We start from the raw sequence: 17,670 nt of genomic DNA, 5'->3' as shown, positions 1-17,670 counted from the left end.
TGATACACTTCGTGTTTCAGGACGACACATTTCAGTAGATGCTCCTTTTGTGGAAGGTGAAGACAACAGCCTCCTCGACGTACTCGTCAACAACGATTCCCCTAATGCCGACCGTGCATTGATAATGGAATCACTTGCACGAGAAATTGAGCGTGCTCTCGCGACCCTTACTGAAAGAGAAAGTGACATCATCAGGATGTTCTTTGGAATTGGTTGCCAGGAGATGACCCTGGAAGAAATTGGAGAACGATTCGGCTTAACCCGAGAAAGGGTACGCCAAATTAAGGAAAAAGCCATCCGCAGATTGCGGCATACATCCAGAAGCAAATTGCTAAAATCATATCTTGGATAGTAAAGAAAAAACTTTTTAACCGCCTTTATTTAGGCGGTTTTTTTTTGCTGATTTTTTTGATCCCATCCCAAATTCAGCCTGCCCCAAACACAAACTTTAAACTTACCCTTACCCTGCTTTTCAACTTCAAACAAGCTGCTGCCAGCCATCACCGCTGTTTCTTTTTGTATTATATAGAAATGGTACATTCGAATTACCGAGCCTCCAGAGTACTCGGAAAACAATGTAAAAATCCGTTTTTAGTACTCTATTCAACAACAAGCTCTAGTGATGCTCAATTCTACTTCACCGCACATAGAAACGAATCCCGGAACGGTCGAATATCAGCTGTCTCAAGAAGCGAAACATAATTTGATCTCCTCAGTTTATTGAAGCACTCAACTGATTTAAATTTAAAAAGCCGAACGTTATCTTTTTCGCCAAGAAAATGTCACTCTGAGAATTTTAGCGTAAATTACATTTCTGAATGGAATACACATCGGAACTCAAAATTTAGCATAATCATGAACAAACTGGTATTATTGACCTTTCTAATTGCATTTACTACTGTTGCAAGCGGCCAAAAAAAGAGAGACCTTGTTGTTGAAGGAAGTTTATATTGCCACGTAGCCGACACTTTGGTATCGTTTATACAGGCCTACGATTCATCTAATATTGTGATCTCTGCCGACCCATTTATACTGAAACGAATTCCCGGTAAATACAACGGCAAAGAAATAGCCAAAACACAAAAAGTTAAACCGTTAAATAGATTCGAAGATTATCTATGGATTCGGATTGATCAATTTGTACTTGACATGAACCGGGTTTTCGTTTTTGCAAAAGTTCAGCAACAAGACGACAAGCTATTTCGGAATTGGACTGAGAGTTGTACGAATTTTAAACTGACCTACCAATGCGATTACAAAGCAAACACCTATGAATTAGTTGAATTCAAATGGGGAACGTCCCACTCCAAATAGGATTTAGACATTAAACCGACACTAGCGTCAATTTAACGCTCAGAAACCATTAAAAAACAGAAACGGATACTATGCGTACGCCGCGAAAACCAAGGGTAAGCCACGGCCAGTATACGGGGTTTTATTAAATCCATCATAAAAATGCACAGAGGAAAAGCCAGACAGTAAAAGCAGTTTTTCCAGCTCATTTTTTTGAAGCGGAATAAGGTTGGTTGAATTATCCAGTTCGAGACCACTCGATTTTACAGTCAACCTGGTACGAAAATCAATCTTAGGTGAATCTTTATCCGGCAAACGGTAATGTCGGTCAAAACGCACAAACTCATTTTCGATGATTGCCAATGATGTGACCCGGTTGTCCAGCACATATCGATAATTTAAGATCTGCCCAAGAAACTTGCCTCCTGGCTTGAGAGAATCAAAACACTGTCGAAAAAAGCTGCTGACCTGGGCAATCGAGTCCAGATGAACTAAGGTATTACCAAAACAGATCACTGCATCAAAATATTGCGGTGCAAAATAAGATTGCAGCGTCAACATATCCATCTCCCGGAATGAAAGAAAAGCCGAACCATACATCTCAACCGCCCTACGAATCATATCCGGGTTTAAATCAATTGCGACACCCAGCGCGCCATGTTTACACAACTCATTGGCCAACTGCCCAATGGAGCACCCAATATCGATAAAAGATACATCTTCCAACGATTCGAATTCAGATTGAATAAAACCGACTTGCTGCTTATTTAACGGAAATATATGCTCGTAATAACTGGCAATAGAACTATAAAATTTCTCCTGACCCATCTTATTTATATTCGTACACAAATTAAACAGCCCTGCATACGAAATGTTCTTCTCCGATCACAGGCGAAATACTTAACCACGCACTTCATTTAACAATCCCTCACAGGCGTCTTCAAGGATATCCAAAACTAGTTCAAAACCATCCGAACCGCCATAATATGGATCAGGAATTGAATAATGCCCCCCCTGACTGCAGAAATCAGTCATCTTATAGATTTTATTCACATCTTCTTCCGATGAAGCCAGATCTTGTAAATCATTCACGTTATCGTCATCCATTCCAATAATATAATCGAAACGGTCAAAGTCGTCCGCGGGGTCAAATTGGCGGGCGATAGACGTCAGTCGGTATCCACGCCGAATGGCATGGCTCTGCATACGCTGATCGGCAGGCTCTCCTTCATGATAAGCTGCGGTTCCCGCCGAATCGCACTCGATCAAATTTTCCAGCCCGTTTTTCTTTATCAAACTATTAAAAACAGCTTCTGCACTCGGTGAACGACAAATATTACCAAGACAGACAAACAATACACTTTTCTTCATAATGCAAAAAATTCAAATTCCCGGGAATCCTTCTTTATTGTTTCCTCAGGTTGCAAATCATGTATTTCGATTCACTTAAAACAAAATTAGTGCTTTACTTTTAGCAAAAAACAGCCCGCTAAAAACTTAACCCAACATTAACTTTCAACCTTGATTTTGATTTTCTGAGAAATTTAGAGAGATTTGGGCTCATTAATTCAAGCTATGAAAGACTTTACGGAGGGGAGTGAGGCACGACTAATTCTACAATTCTCGGTTCCGCTGGTGCTTGGAAACATCTTCCAGAATCTATACAACATCGTCGATAGTGTTATTGTAGGAAACTTTCTTGGAAAAGAAGCACTGGGCGCTGTTGGAGCTTCCTTTCCGGTTATTTTCACTTTAATTTCAATGGTGATTGGTGTTGGCTCCGGAGCGTCGACGGTTATTTCGCAGTATTTTGGAGCGAAACAACTCGATCAGGTTCGAAAGACGATAGATACCATTTTTATTTTCTTCCTACTCTCATCCATATTGGTGACGTTTATCGGGATTATTTTTAGCCGATCAATTTTCATTTTACTTCAACTCCCCGACGAAATGCTCTCCGACGCTGTTACTTACTTGAATATTTACCTTTCGGGGATGTTTTTCTTTTTCGGATTTGCCGGAATTACCTCCATCCTCCGGGGATTGGGCGATTCAAAAACGCCATTGTATTTCATGATTCTTTCAACCGCCATTAACATCATTTTCGATTTACTTTTTGTCATCGTCTTCAAATGGGGGATCGAAGGGGTTGCTCTGGCAACGGTTGTTTCGCAGGCACTGGCATTTTTTTCGGCAACCTGGTACCTGAACAAGAAACACATGGTGATAAACCTGTCAATCCGAAAATATATTTTTGACCGGTCAATTTTTAAAAGTTGTGTGAAAATTGGATTACCCACCGGATTTCAACAATCGTTTATTGCCTTCGGAATGATGGCGATCATGGGTATCGTTAATACCTTTGGAACAAACGCAGTTGCTGCCTATACCGCGGCCATGCGTGTTGACTCGTTTGCAAAAATGCCTGCCCTAACTTTTAGTTCCGCGTTATCGTCTTTTGTCGGACAAAATTTGGGCGCTTTTCAGGAAGCCCGCGCCAGAAAAGGATTGAAAATTACCCTGGCTTTCTCGTTGGCTTATTCGCTACTAATTTCACTGGTCATCATCGTTTTTGGGAAATACATCATTCAGATCTTCACTCCTGACGAAGCGGTAATTGCCATCGGACAAGACTACCTTGTAATCGTTTCGTCCTTTTACCTTTTGCTATCGGTCATGTTTACATTCACCGGCTTTTTGCGAGGTGCCGGGGCAACACTTGTTCCCATGTTAACAACCATGACTGCTTTGTATCTGGTTCGCATCCCACTCGCCTTTTGGTTATCCAACCGGATTGGAGTGAACGGAATCTGGTGGGCCGAACCTGCTGCATGGTTCGTTGGGATGGTGATCATGATCATCTACTACTACTCCGGAAAATGGAAAGGGAAAGTCGTTGTCGAACCGTCAGATTTGAAATAATCAATCTATAACAAGCACTAAATACTCCATTTACAAACTACATGGCTGTTAAACCAAACCAATTTTCTTTAGATTGATTTCAAATTGAGACGATAAAAAAATAAACTTCCCGTCTCACTATCAAGATGTTATATTGAATACCATTTTGATCCGGATAATTAATGCTGCAAAAAAACAACCAATTACAGTGATTCAACTACATGATTATTGCTAAATTCAGCAGTATTTTCCAATAAATCAAAACAAACATCTAACCGCAACCCTAGTTGCACAAAAACAAAAACCTTATGAATGCTATTTTCTGGATTGTACCACTCTGTTCAATCGTAGCTCTGATTTTTGCATGGGTCTTTTTTAAATCCATGATGAAAAATTCGGAAGGTACCCCCCGAATGATTGAAATTGCACAATATGTGCGAGAAGGGGCGATGGCGTACCTTTATCGTCAATACAAAGTTGTTGGCATAGTTTTCCTAATTCTCTTGCTTGTTTTACTAATGTTGGCCTACATGGGCGTTCAAAACCCCTTTGTGCCGGTAGCGTTCTTAACCGGTGGTTTCTTCTCCGGGCTCTGTGGTTATCTCGGCATGAAAACAGCAACGTACGCTTCAGCACGTACCGCTCATGGCGCTTCAAAATCCCTGAACCAAGGACTAAAAGTAGCTTTCCGAAGCGGTGCCGTGATGGGAATGGTGGTAGTTGGCTTCGGCTTGCTGGATATCGCTGCCTGGTACCTTTTCCTGACGGAAGTGATTTTTACTCCGGAACACATGGCAAACGGCCTTCACCTTTTCGGGTTAAATTTTGTACATGCCGGAACCAGTGAACACCAAAAGCTGATTGAAATTACGACAACCATGTTAACCTTCGGGATGGGTGCTTCGACTCAGGCATTATTCGCCCGCGTTGGCGGAGGTATTTATACTAAAGCTGCCGATGTTGGTGCTGACCTTGTAGGGAAAGTTGAAGCCGGAATTCCGGAAGATGACCCAAGAAATCCAGCAACAATTGCCGATAATGTTGGCGATAACGTTGGTGATGTCGCAGGGATGGGCGCCGACTTGTACGAATCCTACTGCGGCTCGATCCTGGCAACCGCTGCTTTGGGAGCGGCACTTCCGGCCCTTTCGCTTGAAAACTCGGGCATGAACACCGAAATGGCAGTCATCGCACCAATGCTCGTGGCTGCAATTGGAATTATCTTCTCTATTTTGGGAATCTTTATGGTTCGCACCAAAGAATCGGCCACACAAAAAAACCTGTTAAATGCCTTATTGCTGGGTACCGGAGGTGCTTCAGTTATGATCTTGTTAGCTATGCTCGGTATGGCTTATCTTGGTTGGATTACGTATGGCGTATTTGGATCAGTCGTTATTGGCTTGGCTGCCGGAGTAATCATCGGCCAAGCAACCGAATACTATACATCCGATGAATATGGGCCAACAAAAGGTATTGCCAAGCAAGCCCTGCAAGGCCCCGCAACAACCATTATCGATGGTATTGCCGTAGGAATGTATTCAACCTGGATTCCGGTAGTTACAATCGTGATTGGCATCATAGGTTCATTCTGGGCGGCCGGTGGTGCAACCGACTTCGCCATGGGTGTTTACGGTATCGGTTTTGCCGCCGTTGGTATGCTTTCAACCCTTGGAATTACACTGGCAACTGATGCCTTTGGACCGATTGCCGATAATGCTGGCGGTAACGCTGAAATGGCTGAGCTACCGAAGGAAGTTCGCGAGCGTACAGATGCACTTGATATGCTCGGAAATACAACTGCAGCTACAGGTAAAGGCTTCGCAATCGGTTCTGCAGCACTAACTGCAATGGCATTAATTTCAGCCTATATGGAAGAAATTCGTTTGTGGTTCGGTAAAATTGCCGGCCCCGAGGGATTTGTAACTAAAGGTGATTATATCTTCTACACCTCAGTAAAACCAGCTGTTGAAGAAGGAATGAAAGCGGTTCAGATTTCAACGGCATCAGTCAAAGATTTCTCCGCAGCTTATGATATTACCTTATTCAATCCGCTGTTTTTAGGTGGAATTTTTATCGGATCCATGATGGCGTTTGTATTCTGTGCTATGACGATGAAAGCAGTAGGACGTGCAGCCGGAGCAATGGTGGAAGAAGTTCGCCGCCAGTTTCGCGAAATCAAAGGAATTATGGAAGGTAAAGCAACGCCTGAGTACGCGAAATGTGTTGAGATTTCAACGATCGGTGCCCAACGCGAGATGTTATTGCCTTCGTTAATCGCGATTATTGTACCTGTTGCGATCGGCGCGTTCATGGGTGTAGCCGGAGTGGTTGGACTGCTGGCTGGTGGATTGACTTCCGGGTTCACATTGGCCGTTATGCTAAACAACGCCGGTGGCGCCTGGGACAACGCTAAAAAGTACGTCGAAAAAGGAAACTACGGCGGCAAAGGAAGCGACACCCACAAAGCAAGTGTTGTTGGTGATACCGTAGGCGACCCCTTCAAAGATACTTCCGGCCCTTCACTGAACATCCTCATCAAACTGATGACCATGGTTTCTGTTGTTATGGCCGGATTAACTGTTACGCTGTCTCTAATGTAGACAAACCGAATAAAGGATTCTAAAAACCTGCATGCTTCGGCTTGCAGGTTTTTTTGTGCTTATTCAAAAATTAATCCTCTGCAGACCTTTACTTTCAGGCAATTTATCCCTAACTTATAGAGTCTCTACTAACTACAAGAAGTAATGAATATTATTATTCCTGATTCTTGAACAAAAGGTTCACCCACATAGTTTTATAAGACAGAAATCAAACTATAAAAGATCAATATTATGGCAGACTTATCCACCACCTACATGGGGTTAAAACTTAAAAACCCAATCATTCTTGGTGCTAGCAACTTGGTTACAAAACCCGCAGCAATGGAGCAAATTCAGGAAGCCGGAATTGGTGCTATTGTATACAAATCTCTTTTCGAAGAACAAATTCAGCTAGAATCCATTCAAATGGATGAAGATCTGCATGAGTATGAAGAACGAAATGCTGAGATGACCCGCTTATTTCCGGAGATGGAACACGCCGGCCCAAAGGAACATTTACTGAATGTAAAAACGCTGAAAAGCAAAGTGAATGTTCCACTCATTGCCAGTTTAAATGCCATTTACGAAACAACATGGGTCGACTATGCCCGCGAGCTGGAGCAAACAGGAGTAGATGCGTTGGAAATAAACTTGTATGCAACGCCCGGATATTTTGAAATTGAAGGCGATAAAATTGAAGAAAAGCAAATTCAGGTTGTCAAAAATGTAAAGAAAGCAGTAAAAATTCCGGTAAGTGTCAAGCTTAGCCCATTCTACAGTAACACGCTGAATTTCATTAAAAAGCTGGACGAAGCCGGTGCTGATGGCTATGTGCTCTTCAATCGTTTTTTCCAACCTGAAATTAATATTGATACCGAAGAGTTTTTCTATCCCTGGGAATTAACCCAAGAACGCGATCACCAATTGTCGTTACGCTACGCAGGCTTGTTACACGGCAATATCGATGCCAGCATTTGCGCAAGCCGAGGCATTTCAAATTCGACGGATGTGATTAAAATGTTACTGGCCGGTGCCGATGTAGTACAGATGGTTTCAGCATTCTACAAAAACCAACCGGCTTACGCGGCAACTCTACTCAAAGAGCTGTCGGAATGGATGGACAATAAAGGCTACAAAAAAATAAAGGACTTCCGTGGCAAATTGGCTCGTAAAAATCAGCAAGATCCTTTTACCTACCAACGAGCCCAATATGTCGATATTCTCATGAAATCAGAGGAAATCTTCAAGACACACCCAATGGTGTAAGTTCTGGAACAGTTTTTCAGACGCTATACAGGGCTTCTTCCGAAAATGGAGGAAGCCTTTTTTACACCACAGAAACTCGAACTTTCTTTGTTTTCAACTTACTCCCGTCAACCAATTGCAACAACTGATTTACTTTGGAACGGCGCACCGCTACAAATGCACATTCCTGCTTCAACTCAATCACGCCCAGGTGGTCTTTTCCCAGCTGACCTTGTTTGAACATCAGTCCAGCTATATCGCCTTTCGAAATTTTGTCTTTTCGGCCACCTGAGACCATTAGTGTTGTCCATTCGGAAGCCTGCGGAAGCGAAGCTTTGGTAAGCTCTTCAATTTCTGTATCGGGAATAAAATCTGGCAATATCTCTTCGGCCCATTTCAAAATATAGGCAGTTCCATCGCTAAACATACGAGCTGTACGGCCATTACGGTGCGTAAACTCGTGACTACGCCCCGGCAACTGATAATGCAGAATGAATCGGATTTCGGGAACGTCAATACCTCGTGCAGCCAGATCAGTAGCCAACAACAATTGGTGCGTTCCGTTGCGGAATTTAATCAGCGCCCGCTCCCGATCAACCTGCTCCATGCCTCCATGAAAACATCCATGAGCAATTTTCTTTTCCGTCAGGAAATTACTGATCCGGTCGATCGATTCCTTGTAGTTGCAAAAAATAATCCCCGGTTCATTACCGATATGACAAAGAGCTTCCACTAACGTCTCCAACTTATCCTTTTCCGGCGAAATGATTGTTTTTATGGTTAGTTGCGATTCACCTTCTTCCAAAAAGTTCAAGACTATCGGCTTTTTCAATCCCACAAAAGCAGGTATCGACGCGTGCATGGTCGCCGAAGTCAAAACTTTCTTCTTCAAACCAGGCAACATGGTGATAATCTCTTCCATTTCAGCTTCGAAACCAACTTCCAGTGATTTGTCGAACTCATCGAGCACTAACGTGCGAATATCATCCGTTGAAAAAGTATTACGACGCAAATGATCGGCAATTCGCCCCGGCGTTCCAATCAGAATCGCCGGCGGTGTCTTCAAATTCAGTTTGTCTTTCGAAAACGACTGCCCTCCATACACCGCATTGGTTTTAAAGCCAGAGCCCATATCGCGGGTTACCTGTTCAATCTGAATCGCCAATTCGCGCGTTGGTACGATCACCATCGCTTGCACTTCCGCACAATTCCGATCCAAACCGGCAATCAACGGCAACATAAAAGCGAGTGTTTTTCCCGAGCCCGTTGGCGAGAGCAAAACAACTTCAGCATTCGAATGAATGGCCAACTGCGCTTCTTCCTGCATGGGATTCAACTGCGCGATATTTAACTTGGCCAGTATATTTTTCTGATTCTTAATCGACTTTGACATGGCGCAAAGATAACTGAATTTGTTTCTGATCGATAATCGCTAAATTTGTGGCAACAAAACAGGAACTAAATGCCCGAAAAGAAAAAAACTCATCCGATTGTGAAAATGAAATTGCACCCGCGAAACAAAAACCGCGAGCGCTACAATTTCGAACAATTAGTTGCTGTTTGTCCGGAATTAAAATCGTTTGTGAAATTGAATCCGTACGGCGATGAATCGATTGACTTTGCCAACGCTCATGCTGTGAAGATGCTGAATAAGGCAATTTTAAAAGCCAACTACGGATTGAGCTACTGGGATATTCCGCGCGGATACCTTTGCCCTCCCATTCCGGGAAGAGCGGATTATATCCACTACGCAGCCGACTTATTGGCAAATTCGAACAACGGCAAAGTACCAACCGGATCAAAAATAAACGCCCTCGATATTGGGGTTGGAGCCAACTGCATTTACCCGATCATTGGCTGCATGGAATATGGGTGGTCGTTTGTTGGAGCAGAAATTGATCAAAACGCGATTGAATCGGCACAAACGATTGTTTCTTCAAACCCGGCACTTGCTGAAAAAATCATTCTCCGATTTCAACCCAACCAAAAACACAGTTTTGCGCAAATTATTCAGCCCGGTGAACGATTTGATTTGACCATCTGCAATCCGCCCTTTCATTCGTCGGCAGCCGAAGCACAAGCCGGAACCTTGCGAAAAACCAGAAATTTAAAACAGAAAAGAACCGTGAAGCCGATTCTCAATTTTGGCGGGCAAAGCAACGAATTGTGGTGCGATGGCGGAGAAGAAGCCTTTCTTCGAAATCTTATTCTGGAAAGTCGCGAGTTTGCCAAGTCGTGTTTCCGGTTCAGCAGTTTAGTATCGAAGAGTGAGCGATTGCCTGAAATTTACAAAACGCTGAAAAAAGTTGAAGCGACCGAAATCGAAACCATTTCGATGGGGCAAGGCAACAAGATAAGTCGCTTTGTAGCCTGGACATTCTTATCGAAAGAAGAACAGAAAGAATGGGCGAAAACATGGAGCTAAATTTCGGTAAGCCGACCTTTTAACCGAAAACGAACGATCGCTTTTCAGATCAGCATTTGCCGCGGGCACAAGGACTGTTTGTCAGTAGAAATCCCATGAACGCACCAAACCACATCGACTTTAACGCGTTTAACATGGTCAGGTTTTCAAGGTTGATATCACCGGAAAAATAGCTGATCGAAAAACTAAGGATCGCTCCTATGCCAACATATAAAAGCGTTTTCCTGCCGTGTTGGGTCCAAATATTCCGTTGAAACCAATTTCCTTTGGGTTGAAGTTCTAATTTTTTAAATTCCATTTGCTCATTCTTAACATGCAAATATATGCATATTTAAATTACTAGCTCAGTTCGGATTAATTTTCGCTTCCTGGAATCTCTCTACCCAATCCCCGAATTTCAAAAAACTTCTTTCAGCTCAACTTTTTGCCCATTAAAATCGAGCACATCTCCAGCCTTTTTGCCAAGCAAAAGCTGCCCAATCGGCGAAGCGAGCGACAAACAAAAATAGTTCGATCCGGCTAACTCAATTTTCCCGAAAGGGATCGACAGGAAGTAACAGCCAGAATTACAAATCACCACACTACCGAAGCCGGCTTGAGTAAACACGTTCGCGGGATTAATCCGCGCCAGATCGTTTTTAAGAGCCCGGTTTTTAGCCAGCTGTGCCGATTGCTTATCCATTTCCTGTTGAATCATCTCCCGCCCGGTTTCGTACTTGTCGCCGGCACTGCTTTTAGTATCATTATCGCGCGATTCTTTGGCCGACTGAATTGATTGCTCAGTAGCTATAATTCGTTCATCGAGCAGCTGGTTTAATTTTTCCAGCAATCGGGCTTTTATTGTTTCATCTTTCATTGGTCGATAAATAGTAGAATTATGAATTACAAATTCAAACTGACCACAAATTTAAGATTGATCCTAATGTTCGATCTAAATAAACTCAATAAAAACTTTCTTAAAAAAGCGTTCTTCCAGCAATTTAACAATGCGTTTTACCACGAATTTTCGAATTTGGACTTCGAATGGCTGCTCAGGATCCTGGTGAGCACGATTGATGCGGGTTCCGAGTAGAATATGAATAATATCGTGCTCGAGCAAAAGCTTCGCTACTTCTTCGGGAGGCGTATTTTCGAGTCGAGTGTCGTTGTTGTATTTCTCCAAAATTTCCTCAACCCTTCCCAGTGTTAAAATTCCTTCGGTCACCATTTCAAACCCCTCCATTTCAGCTGCCGGAGGAATATCGTCTCCTTCGTAATGATGTTGAATCTCAATATCCAACTGTAACTCACGGGCTATGATTTCGCCGGTTGTTCCACCGCAAATGATCTTTTTTCCCGAAAAATCCCGAACCCGATCAACGAACTCCATATCCTTTATTTTATAAAACGGAGGTCCTGTAATCAGCATAAATTCACGTGGCACCCGAAAGTTTAACACCCCACAACTAGCATCATCTTTCATTTTAAAACCATCGTTCATGGCTGCCTGATTGATAATCTTTCGTGCCAACCGGGTCGCCGTCATTTCGGGTTCGCGCTCGAGTTGATTCTGAGCAAACGACGAAATCTGACTTTCACCCCAGCCCATTTGGAATCGCTTTCCACCCAGACCGCTCTGTGTAACACCATCGGTCATGAAAATAATCCGATCGCCTTTAATTGGCGTAAACTCTCGGATGCGCAATATTTTTTCTTTGTTCTCTTCACCTCGAATGGGAATTTCCAATTCGCGCGGAACAAAAGGTTTTCCGTTCCGAAAAATCAGGCTCGTCGGATTATCGTAATTGATAATCCGCACCAATTCATCGTTATCAATTTCAATGATGGTAAAGGTGGCATAGCTCTCCTTGTTATCGCTGTTTTGCGGCAAAACGCGCATAAAAATGTTCGCTGCAATTTCGGGTCTGGTGTGAAATGAGGTGTACTTCATGGCCATCGATGCCGTTAATGTGGCCATTACATTGGCCCGGATTCCATGGCCCAATCCATCGGACAAAATTAAAATATAACGGCCTTCGCCAATAATTCGGCGTGTGTGAAAAACATCACCACAAATGATCTCGCCATTCGCATATTTTTGCTGAAAATCAACATCCACGTGTAAATCGCTCATGATTCATCGTCCTCCCCATAGCTATAGGATTCAATGATCGAATGCAGCAGCTCTTCCATTACCGACGCGTTCTCACCCAACAGGAAAGCAATCTTCTGTACGGTGTCCATATTTTGCTTATTGACGCGTTGTGCCCGGCTGATAATCTCCTCCCGCACCAATGCGGGCGCCGACAAATCGCGGATTAAAGCCCCAACAACCCGGTTTTTATAGATCGTAATTACCGATACATGCAAAAGCTTATTTTGATAGCGGAGATCGCGCTCGAGTGCACTTTCACCCGAGCTCATCAACGAGGCAAACATCCGGTAAACCGGTTCAGGCACCAATTCTTTCAGATCTGCACCGCCGAGTCCGGGAATGGTCTCATAAAGTTCCTCAACATCGCCGCCAATCAATTTTGAAAAACTCGGATTCGCATCAATCACCCGCAGGTTACTGTCGACGATAACGATACCAGCCCTGATTTTATGCAACATCGCCGAAGCCATCACCGATGATTCCTGTGCTTCTTCCATCTGACGTTCAGCTTTTCGCTGTTTAGTCAAGTCGTTCATTGCACAAAATATCCCCAACAATTCATTCCGCGAGTTATACAAAAGCGATTTTTGAAAAGAATACTCACAAAATACACCTTTACCCGACCGAACCCGCGCTTCGTAATTCTGCGTTCCCCGATCGGTAACCAAATCCTGATCATGACGATCAAACTGTCCGGCCTGATTCTCATCTAAAAAATCGGCCACTTTTTTACCTTTCACTTCGGTGTTTTCGCAGCCAAGTATACTACAAAACGAGTTGTTAGCCATCAGAATCACGCCATCAGTATTTTTTAGGTATACCGGCATGGGCAAAGCCTCGATTAATTGATTTGAGAAGCTGGAGGAATCAGGCACATCGGGCAAAAAAGAGTTTTCATCATAAATCATGAGCTGGTTTTTTATTCTGGGTGTCTGTTATTTAACTCATAAATTACGAAAAATACTTCAGACCACAGACGACCAACCAAATTAAAAAATCGGGTTTAAAGCCATCTTATCTAAATTAGCGATGAGCATTCATTTGCGCATTCCTCAACAATCGTTCATCGGCCTTGTGCTGTTTCAACCGGCCTTGTGCTTCAAACCTAGTTCCGCAAAAAATCAGTCTAACTTCCACGAAATCGGTCAGCTGAGGTACTTTATAATGAATCTAAATTTGAGTATCCACACGCTAAATGCACGTAAATCTATCGTTCTTTTTAGGCAATTAATCCATATTTGTAAGACTAATCTTAGATGAATGAAAATTTCTGAAATCTGCGAATTATTGTCGGCAGAGTTAATTTGCGGAGACAAGCAGTTAAATGGTCAAATTGAGAAAGGCTACAGTTCTGACTTGATGAGCGATGTGCTCACATTAGACACCGACCATCTGCTTTTAATAACCGGAATGTGCAACCTGCAAACTATTCGCACAGCGGAAATGGCGGATATCCGGTACATTGTATTTGTGCGGAACAAAAAAGCATCAGCCGAAATGCTGGAATTAGCCAGGGAACACAACATTTGCATCATGGAATCGCCATTCACCATGTTTCGGGCAAGTGGTACGTTGTTTATGGCAGGATTAAACCCGGTATACTAAAATGGAATTGAACTTTACAATTGAGGGAGGAGATTTTACCCAGGCCGGACAAGCGTCGAGCCGGGTAAAGAAGGTGTTGAAACAATTGGGAGTAGATACCAAGTGTATCAAAAGTATTGTTATCGCTCTGTACGAGGCTGAAGTTAATGTCGTTGCTCATGCCTACAAAGGACACATCAAGATTCAGATCGACAAAGATAAAATCAGTGTTGTGATTACCGATGAAGGCCCCGGAATTCCGGACATTGAGATGGCAATGACCGAAGGTTTTTCAACCGCCAGTAAGAAAGTACGGGAAATGGGGTTTGGCGCCGGAATGGGATTGCCAAACATCAAAAAAAATACCGATGAAATGACTATTGAGTCTGTTGTAGGACAAAGCACAACTCTGACCATGGTAAATTATTTCTAATGTCGCAGACCAATCCAACATATCACGCTCTGCAAGTTGACGCACAAAAATGCATTGGCTGTACGCACTGCATGACTTCGTGCCCGACTGAGGCGATTCGAATTCGGAACGGACTTGCAGTTATCGACCCCAAACGATGTGTCGACTGCGGACGATGTATGCGCAAATGCCCGGCAAAAGCAATCTATGTTGAGCAAGATGATATCGACAAAATCAAAGCATTTAAATATCGGGCCGTTCTGTTTCCGGCAGTCATGATTGGGCAATTTCCGGAAATCTTTACCGAAGACCAGATTTATGCCGCGCTTCTGAAAATCGGGTTCACCCATGTTTATGAGGTGGAGCAACCAATCGGGTTTCTGAAAGATTCGATCCGTGAATATTGCCGGAAAGACAAAAAAAACCGCCCTCATATATCCACATTTTGCCCATCGGTAGTCCGTTTAATTCAGATTCGCTATCCGTCGCTGGCCGACAACCTGGTTCAACGCAAAGCGCCACAGGATCTGGGAGCTCATTTTGCCTTGGAACAACTGAAAAAACAGGGTGCCAAGCGTGACGAAATCGGCCTGTTCTACGTCACTCCTTGTATTGCTAAAATGAGTTCGGTTAAAAGTCCGATCAGCGAGGAGGAATCGATTGTTGATGGGATCATCAATATGAATGAGCTGTACAACAAAGTACGAAAAATTATCAGCAACAAGGAGGTAGCCGACACCAGCGACCAGCGAACGACCCTTACTCGCGATGGCATATTGTGGAGCCTTACCCGTGGCGAAGCCAAGCATTTTGGCGAACGAAGCATGGCCATTGACGGGATACACAATGTGATTAAATTTTTGGAACGGCTGGAAAACGAGGAAGTTCCAGACATAGATTTCCTGGAACTACGCGCCTGCGACCAAAGTTGCGCGGGAGGTAACCTGCTGTCGGGCAACCGTTTTTTAACTGTTGAACGGCTGGAACATCGTGCTAAACGATACGAATCGTCTCTGAAATTTAAAGACCACCCGATTCAGGAAATGGCCTCCGTGTTGAAGCCCAAACTCATCTCGGCACCGATCAAAGCCAAACCTGCCTTCATTTTAGATGAAGATCGGGAAAAGGCGATTGAAAAGATGAGCAAAATACAACGTATAATTTGCTTCCTTCCCGGAATTGACTGCGGCGCATGTGGCGCTCCCAATTGCCAGGCACTCGCCGAAGATATGGTTTGCCAAAAAGCCAAAATGTCGGATTGTGTGTTTCTGCAGCAAACCTGGCAGGAAGAAAATAAAATATCAACGTCGAAAGCCCTGTTAAATATGGAAAAAAAATGGGGTAAAGACCGATTTAAAGCTGACTGTAATAAAAGAGGAAGACGAAATGAAGGTTTCTGAAATAATTGAACGTTTAGAATTGAAAGTTATTTCCGGCGAGCGAGGTCTCGATCGCGAAATAAGTGGAGGCTATGTCTCCGACCTGCTAAGTGATGTAATGGGAAATGCCCGTGAAGGACAAATCTGGATTACCCTTCAGGTACACCAAAATGTGATGGCGATCGCCTCGCTAAAAGATTTAGCAGCTGTTATTCTGGTAAAAGATCTCAAAGCAAATGAGAACACCATTCAGCATAGCAACGATGAACAAATCCCGATCCTGTCAAGCTCTCTGTCAACATTCGAACTCGCCGGTAGATTGTACGCTTTACTGAACGCGAGATGATTCGGCGGTTCAGAGCCGACCTCCATCTGCATACGGTGCTTTCTCCGTGTGCCGATCTGGCTATGAGCCCCGACCTGATTATTTCGACTGCCAGGCAAAAGCAGTTGGACATTATTGCCATCACCGATCACAACAGCACCAAACAATGTGCTGTTGTGCGCGAAATGGCTGCCGACACCGGAATCGTGGTTTTAAATGGCTGCGAGGTAAACAGTCGCGAAGAAGTGCATGCGCTTTGCCTTTTCGAAGACGACCATAGCCGAAATAAATTTCAGATTTTCCTCGATCAATACTTGCCACACATCCCAAACCGGCCCGACTACTTCGGGTATCAGGTTGTGGTCGATCGGAACAATCAAATCCTTGAAGAAATTCCCTGGTATCTTGGGAATGGATTACAAATAGAATTGCAGGAAATTGCCGACTATACCAGACAACTCAATGGGCTGTTCATTCCGGCACACATCGACCGGCCAATCAACAGCCTCTTCAGCCAACTAGGTTTTCTGCCTAACGAGCTACAAATTGATGGCATGCAAATCAGCAAGCGAGCTGATGAGAGCCAAATCCGACAGCTATACGATATCCCTTCAGACATTACCATAATCAAAGCTTCCGATGCTCATTATGCAACGGATATTGGAACTGCCTGCAGCATTTTCGAACTCGCTGAACCGACTTTCGAAGAAATACGCTGGGCTTTCCATCAAAAGAACGGACGATCTGTAAAAATTGAATCATGACAGAATTAGCCTTGCATATTCTTGATATCGCCCAGAACTCAATCAGGGCAAAAGCCAGCTTGCTGGAAATTCATATCCGGGAAAATGCCGACGAGGACTACTACCGGATTTGTATTACCGACAATGGAAGTGGCATGGATGCGGAAACATTGAACCGGGTAACCGATCCGTTTTACACCTCGCGCACAACCCGCAAGGTTGGGCTTGGAATTCCGATGTTGAAACAAAACGCTGAACAAACGGGCGGATCCTTTCAAATTGAATCTTCCCCGGGCAAAGGAACCAAACTTACAGCGTCCTTTGGCTTTCATCACCTCGACCGACCCATTCTGGGCGATATTGCCGGAACAATTCTCATTTTGCTGAGCAACGAAAACGAAACCGAAATTTTATACCGACACCAGACACCCCAGGGCGAATTCAATTTTGATTCGCGGGAAATAAAAAAAATTCTGGAGGGCACTCCTTTGGTTACTAAAGAGATTAGAGAATTCCTGCGAGCCATGCTGTTGGAGAATTTGGAACAAATACAAATAAGTGAATAATGTTTTTTAACCTATGAACTTATTGGAAGAATACCGACCTTAAAGAACCTAATGGCAATACCGAAAACTAAACCTATACATAAG

General features: G+C 43.6%; 19 protein-coding genes. 12 read left to right on the top strand and 7 right to left on the bottom strand.

Features of this window, described 5'->3' with window-relative positions:
* Both ABZD21_RS15160 and ABZD21_RS15155 read left to right on the top strand, forming a co-directional pair.
* Nucleotides 1-352, top strand: a 352-nt coding sequence (locus ABZD21_RS15160; RefSeq protein WP_372775916.1) for a sigma-70 family RNA polymerase sigma factor, incomplete at its 5' end; no start/stop codon positions are given.
* A 503-nt stretch (nt 353-855) separates the two neighbouring features.
* Nucleotides 856-1,314 (top strand): hypothetical protein, encoded by a 459-nt coding sequence (locus tag ABZD21_RS15155; RefSeq protein WP_372775915.1) that lies wholly within the window; start codon nt 856-858, stop codon nt 1,312-1,314.
* 69 nt (nt 1,315-1,383) lie between these two features.
* Here ABZD21_RS15155 and ABZD21_RS15150 read toward each other — a convergent pair whose 3' ends face one another.
* Together ABZD21_RS15150 and ABZD21_RS15145 are read right to left on the bottom strand one after the other, a co-directional pair.
* Nucleotides 1,384-2,121 (bottom strand): class I SAM-dependent methyltransferase, encoded by a 738-nt coding sequence (locus tag ABZD21_RS15150; protein ID WP_372775914.1) that lies wholly within the window; start codon nt 2,119-2,121, stop codon nt 1,384-1,386.
* A gap of 72 nt (nt 2,122-2,193) precedes the next feature.
* The gene (locus ABZD21_RS15145; RefSeq protein ID WP_372775913.1) at nt 2,194-2,664 is read right to left on the bottom strand and encodes a low molecular weight protein-tyrosine-phosphatase; all 471 of its coding nucleotides are present in this window, start codon (nt 2,662-2,664) and stop codon (nt 2,194-2,196) included.
* A 204-nt stretch (nt 2,665-2,868) separates the two neighbouring features.
* Here ABZD21_RS15145 and ABZD21_RS15140 point away from each other — a divergent pair, with 204 nt between their 5' ends.
* From ABZD21_RS15140 to ABZD21_RS15130, 3 genes are all read left to right on the top strand, one after another.
* Nucleotides 2,869-4,215 (top strand): MATE family efflux transporter, encoded by a 1,347-nt coding sequence (locus ABZD21_RS15140; RefSeq protein ID WP_372775912.1) that lies wholly within the window; start codon nt 2,869-2,871, stop codon nt 4,213-4,215.
* A gap of 287 nt (nt 4,216-4,502) precedes the next feature.
* Entirely contained in the window at nt 4,503-6,794 is a 2,292-nt protein-coding gene (locus ABZD21_RS15135) for a sodium-translocating pyrophosphatase (RefSeq protein WP_372775910.1), read from the top strand.
* Nucleotides 6,795-7,025: 231 nt separating this feature from the next.
* Entirely contained in the window at nt 7,026-8,039 is a 1,014-nt protein-coding gene (locus ABZD21_RS15130; RefSeq protein ID WP_372775909.1) for a dihydroorotate dehydrogenase-like protein, read from the top strand.
* A gap of 61 nt (nt 8,040-8,100) precedes the next feature.
* Here the strand turns inward: ABZD21_RS15130 and ABZD21_RS15125 are convergent, their stop codons facing one another.
* Entirely contained in the window at nt 8,101-9,411 is a 1,311-nt protein-coding gene (locus tag ABZD21_RS15125) for a DEAD/DEAH box helicase (protein WP_372775908.1), read from the bottom strand.
* Nucleotides 9,412-9,480: 69 nt separating this feature from the next.
* Between ABZD21_RS15125 and rlmF the strand changes: the two genes are divergently transcribed.
* On the top strand, nt 9,481-10,443 hold the full coding sequence (gene rlmF / locus ABZD21_RS15120; protein ID WP_372775907.1) for a 23S rRNA (adenine(1618)-N(6))-methyltransferase RlmF: 963 nt from the start codon (nt 9,481-9,483) through the stop codon (nt 10,441-10,443).
* A gap of 49 nt (nt 10,444-10,492) precedes the next feature.
* Here rlmF and ABZD21_RS15115 read toward each other — a convergent pair whose 3' ends face one another.
* From ABZD21_RS15115 to ABZD21_RS15100, 4 genes are all read right to left on the bottom strand, one after another.
* Nucleotides 10,493-10,741: a hypothetical protein gene (locus ABZD21_RS15115; protein ID WP_372775906.1), complete on the bottom strand. Its 249-nt coding sequence runs from the start codon at nt 10,739-10,741 to the stop codon at nt 10,493-10,495.
* A 99-nt stretch (nt 10,742-10,840) separates the two neighbouring features.
* Nucleotides 10,841-11,299, bottom strand: a complete 459-nt coding sequence (locus ABZD21_RS15110) for a hypothetical protein (RefSeq protein ID WP_372775905.1) — start codon at nt 11,297-11,299, stop codon at nt 10,841-10,843.
* Nucleotides 11,300-11,374: 75 nt separating this feature from the next.
* Entirely contained in the window at nt 11,375-12,556 is a 1,182-nt protein-coding gene (locus ABZD21_RS15105; protein ID WP_372775904.1) for a SpoIIE family protein phosphatase, read from the bottom strand.
* Nucleotides 12,553-13,485 carry a PAS domain-containing protein gene (locus tag ABZD21_RS15100; protein WP_372775903.1) on the bottom strand — a complete coding sequence of 311 codons (933 nt, stop codon included), beginning with the start codon at nt 13,483-13,485 and terminating at the stop codon, nt 12,553-12,555. The genes ABZD21_RS15105 and ABZD21_RS15100 overlap by 4 nt, the downstream gene beginning before the upstream one ends.
* A 352-nt stretch (nt 13,486-13,837) precedes the next feature.
* Between ABZD21_RS15100 and ABZD21_RS15095 the strand changes: the two genes are divergently transcribed.
* The 6 genes from ABZD21_RS15095 to ABZD21_RS15070 are packed head-to-tail and all read left to right on the top strand — an operon-like array spanning nt 13,838 to nt 17,586.
* Nucleotides 13,838-14,182 carry a hypothetical protein gene (locus tag ABZD21_RS15095; RefSeq protein WP_372775902.1) on the top strand — a complete coding sequence of 115 codons (345 nt, stop codon included), beginning with the start codon at nt 13,838-13,840 and terminating at the stop codon, nt 14,180-14,182.
* Between the two features lies 1 nt (nt 14,183).
* Nucleotides 14,184-14,594: an ATP-binding protein gene (locus ABZD21_RS15090; protein ID WP_372775901.1), complete on the top strand. Its 411-nt coding sequence runs from the start codon at nt 14,184-14,186 to the stop codon at nt 14,592-14,594.
* The gene (locus ABZD21_RS15085) at nt 14,594-15,973 is read left to right on the top strand and encodes a [Fe-Fe] hydrogenase large subunit C-terminal domain-containing protein (protein WP_372775900.1); all 1,380 of its coding nucleotides are present in this window, start codon (nt 14,594-14,596) and stop codon (nt 15,971-15,973) included. Before ABZD21_RS15090 ends, ABZD21_RS15085 begins: the two co-directional genes overlap by 1 nt.
* On the top strand, nt 15,960-16,298 hold the full coding sequence (locus ABZD21_RS15080) for a DRTGG domain-containing protein (protein ID WP_372775898.1): 339 nt from the start codon (nt 15,960-15,962) through the stop codon (nt 16,296-16,298). The genes ABZD21_RS15085 and ABZD21_RS15080 overlap by 14 nt, the downstream gene beginning before the upstream one ends.
* Nucleotides 16,295-17,041 (top strand): PHP domain-containing protein, encoded by a 747-nt coding sequence (locus ABZD21_RS15075; protein ID WP_372775897.1) that lies wholly within the window; start codon nt 16,295-16,297, stop codon nt 17,039-17,041. The genes ABZD21_RS15080 and ABZD21_RS15075 overlap by 4 nt, the downstream gene beginning before the upstream one ends.
* Nucleotides 17,038-17,586 carry an ATP-binding protein gene (locus ABZD21_RS15070; RefSeq protein ID WP_372775896.1) on the top strand — a complete coding sequence of 183 codons (549 nt, stop codon included), beginning with the start codon at nt 17,038-17,040 and terminating at the stop codon, nt 17,584-17,586. Before ABZD21_RS15075 ends, ABZD21_RS15070 begins: the two co-directional genes overlap by 4 nt.
* The last annotated feature ends 84 nt before the right edge of the window (nt 17,587-17,670 follow it).

This window comes from Mangrovibacterium sp. (assembly GCF_041596335.1).
Taxonomy (GTDB): Bacteria; Bacteroidota; Bacteroidia; order Bacteroidales; family Prolixibacteraceae; genus Mangrovibacterium.
This window is presented reverse-complemented; position numbering and strand designations above follow the sequence as displayed.

What these genes read in the sequence shown, in the direction of transcription:
- ABZD21_RS15090 (WP_372775901.1), top strand. Translation starts at nt 14,184, where the DNA reads ATGGAATTGAACTTTACAATTGAGGGAGGAGATTTTACCCAGGCCGGA.
- rlmF (WP_372775907.1), top strand. Translation starts at nt 9,481, where the DNA reads ATGCCCGAAAAGAAAAAAACTCATCCGATTGTGAAAATGAAATTGCAC.
- ABZD21_RS15080 (WP_372775898.1), top strand. Translation starts at nt 15,960, where the DNA reads ATGAAGGTTTCTGAAATAATTGAACGTTTAGAATTGAAAGTTATTTCC.
- ABZD21_RS15125 (WP_372775908.1), bottom strand. Translation starts at nt 9,411, where the DNA reads ATGTCAAAGTCGATTAAGAATCAGAAAAATATACTGGCCAAGTTAAAT.
- ABZD21_RS15095 (WP_372775902.1), top strand. Translation starts at nt 13,838, where the DNA reads ATGAAAATTTCTGAAATCTGCGAATTATTGTCGGCAGAGTTAATTTGC.
- ABZD21_RS15100 (WP_372775903.1), bottom strand. Translation starts at nt 13,485, where the DNA reads ATGATTTATGATGAAAACTCTTTTTTGCCCGATGTGCCTGATTCCTCC.
- ABZD21_RS15145 (WP_372775913.1), bottom strand. Translation starts at nt 2,664, where the DNA reads ATGAAGAAAAGTGTATTGTTTGTCTGTCTTGGTAATATTTGTCGTTCA.
- ABZD21_RS15085 (WP_372775900.1), top strand. Translation starts at nt 14,594, where the DNA reads ATGTCGCAGACCAATCCAACATATCACGCTCTGCAAGTTGACGCACAA.
- ABZD21_RS15075 (WP_372775897.1), top strand. Translation starts at nt 16,295, where the DNA reads ATGATTCGGCGGTTCAGAGCCGACCTCCATCTGCATACGGTGCTTTCT.
- ABZD21_RS15115 (WP_372775906.1), bottom strand. Translation starts at nt 10,741, where the DNA reads ATGGAATTTAAAAAATTAGAACTTCAACCCAAAGGAAATTGGTTTCAA.
- ABZD21_RS15130 (WP_372775909.1), top strand. Translation starts at nt 7,026, where the DNA reads ATGGCAGACTTATCCACCACCTACATGGGGTTAAAACTTAAAAACCCA.
- ABZD21_RS15105 (WP_372775904.1), bottom strand. Translation starts at nt 12,556, where the DNA reads ATGAGCGATTTACACGTGGATGTTGATTTTCAGCAAAAATATGCGAAT.
- ABZD21_RS15150 (WP_372775914.1), bottom strand. Translation starts at nt 2,121, where the DNA reads ATGGGTCAGGAGAAATTTTATAGTTCTATTGCCAGTTATTACGAGCAT.
- ABZD21_RS15140 (WP_372775912.1), top strand. Translation starts at nt 2,869, where the DNA reads ATGAAAGACTTTACGGAGGGGAGTGAGGCACGACTAATTCTACAATTC.
- ABZD21_RS15110 (WP_372775905.1), bottom strand. Translation starts at nt 11,299, where the DNA reads ATGAAAGATGAAACAATAAAAGCCCGATTGCTGGAAAAATTAAACCAG.
- ABZD21_RS15070 (WP_372775896.1), top strand. Translation starts at nt 17,038, where the DNA reads ATGACAGAATTAGCCTTGCATATTCTTGATATCGCCCAGAACTCAATC.
- ABZD21_RS15135 (WP_372775910.1), top strand. Translation starts at nt 4,503, where the DNA reads ATGAATGCTATTTTCTGGATTGTACCACTCTGTTCAATCGTAGCTCTG.
- ABZD21_RS15155 (WP_372775915.1), top strand. Translation starts at nt 856, where the DNA reads ATGAACAAACTGGTATTATTGACCTTTCTAATTGCATTTACTACTGTT.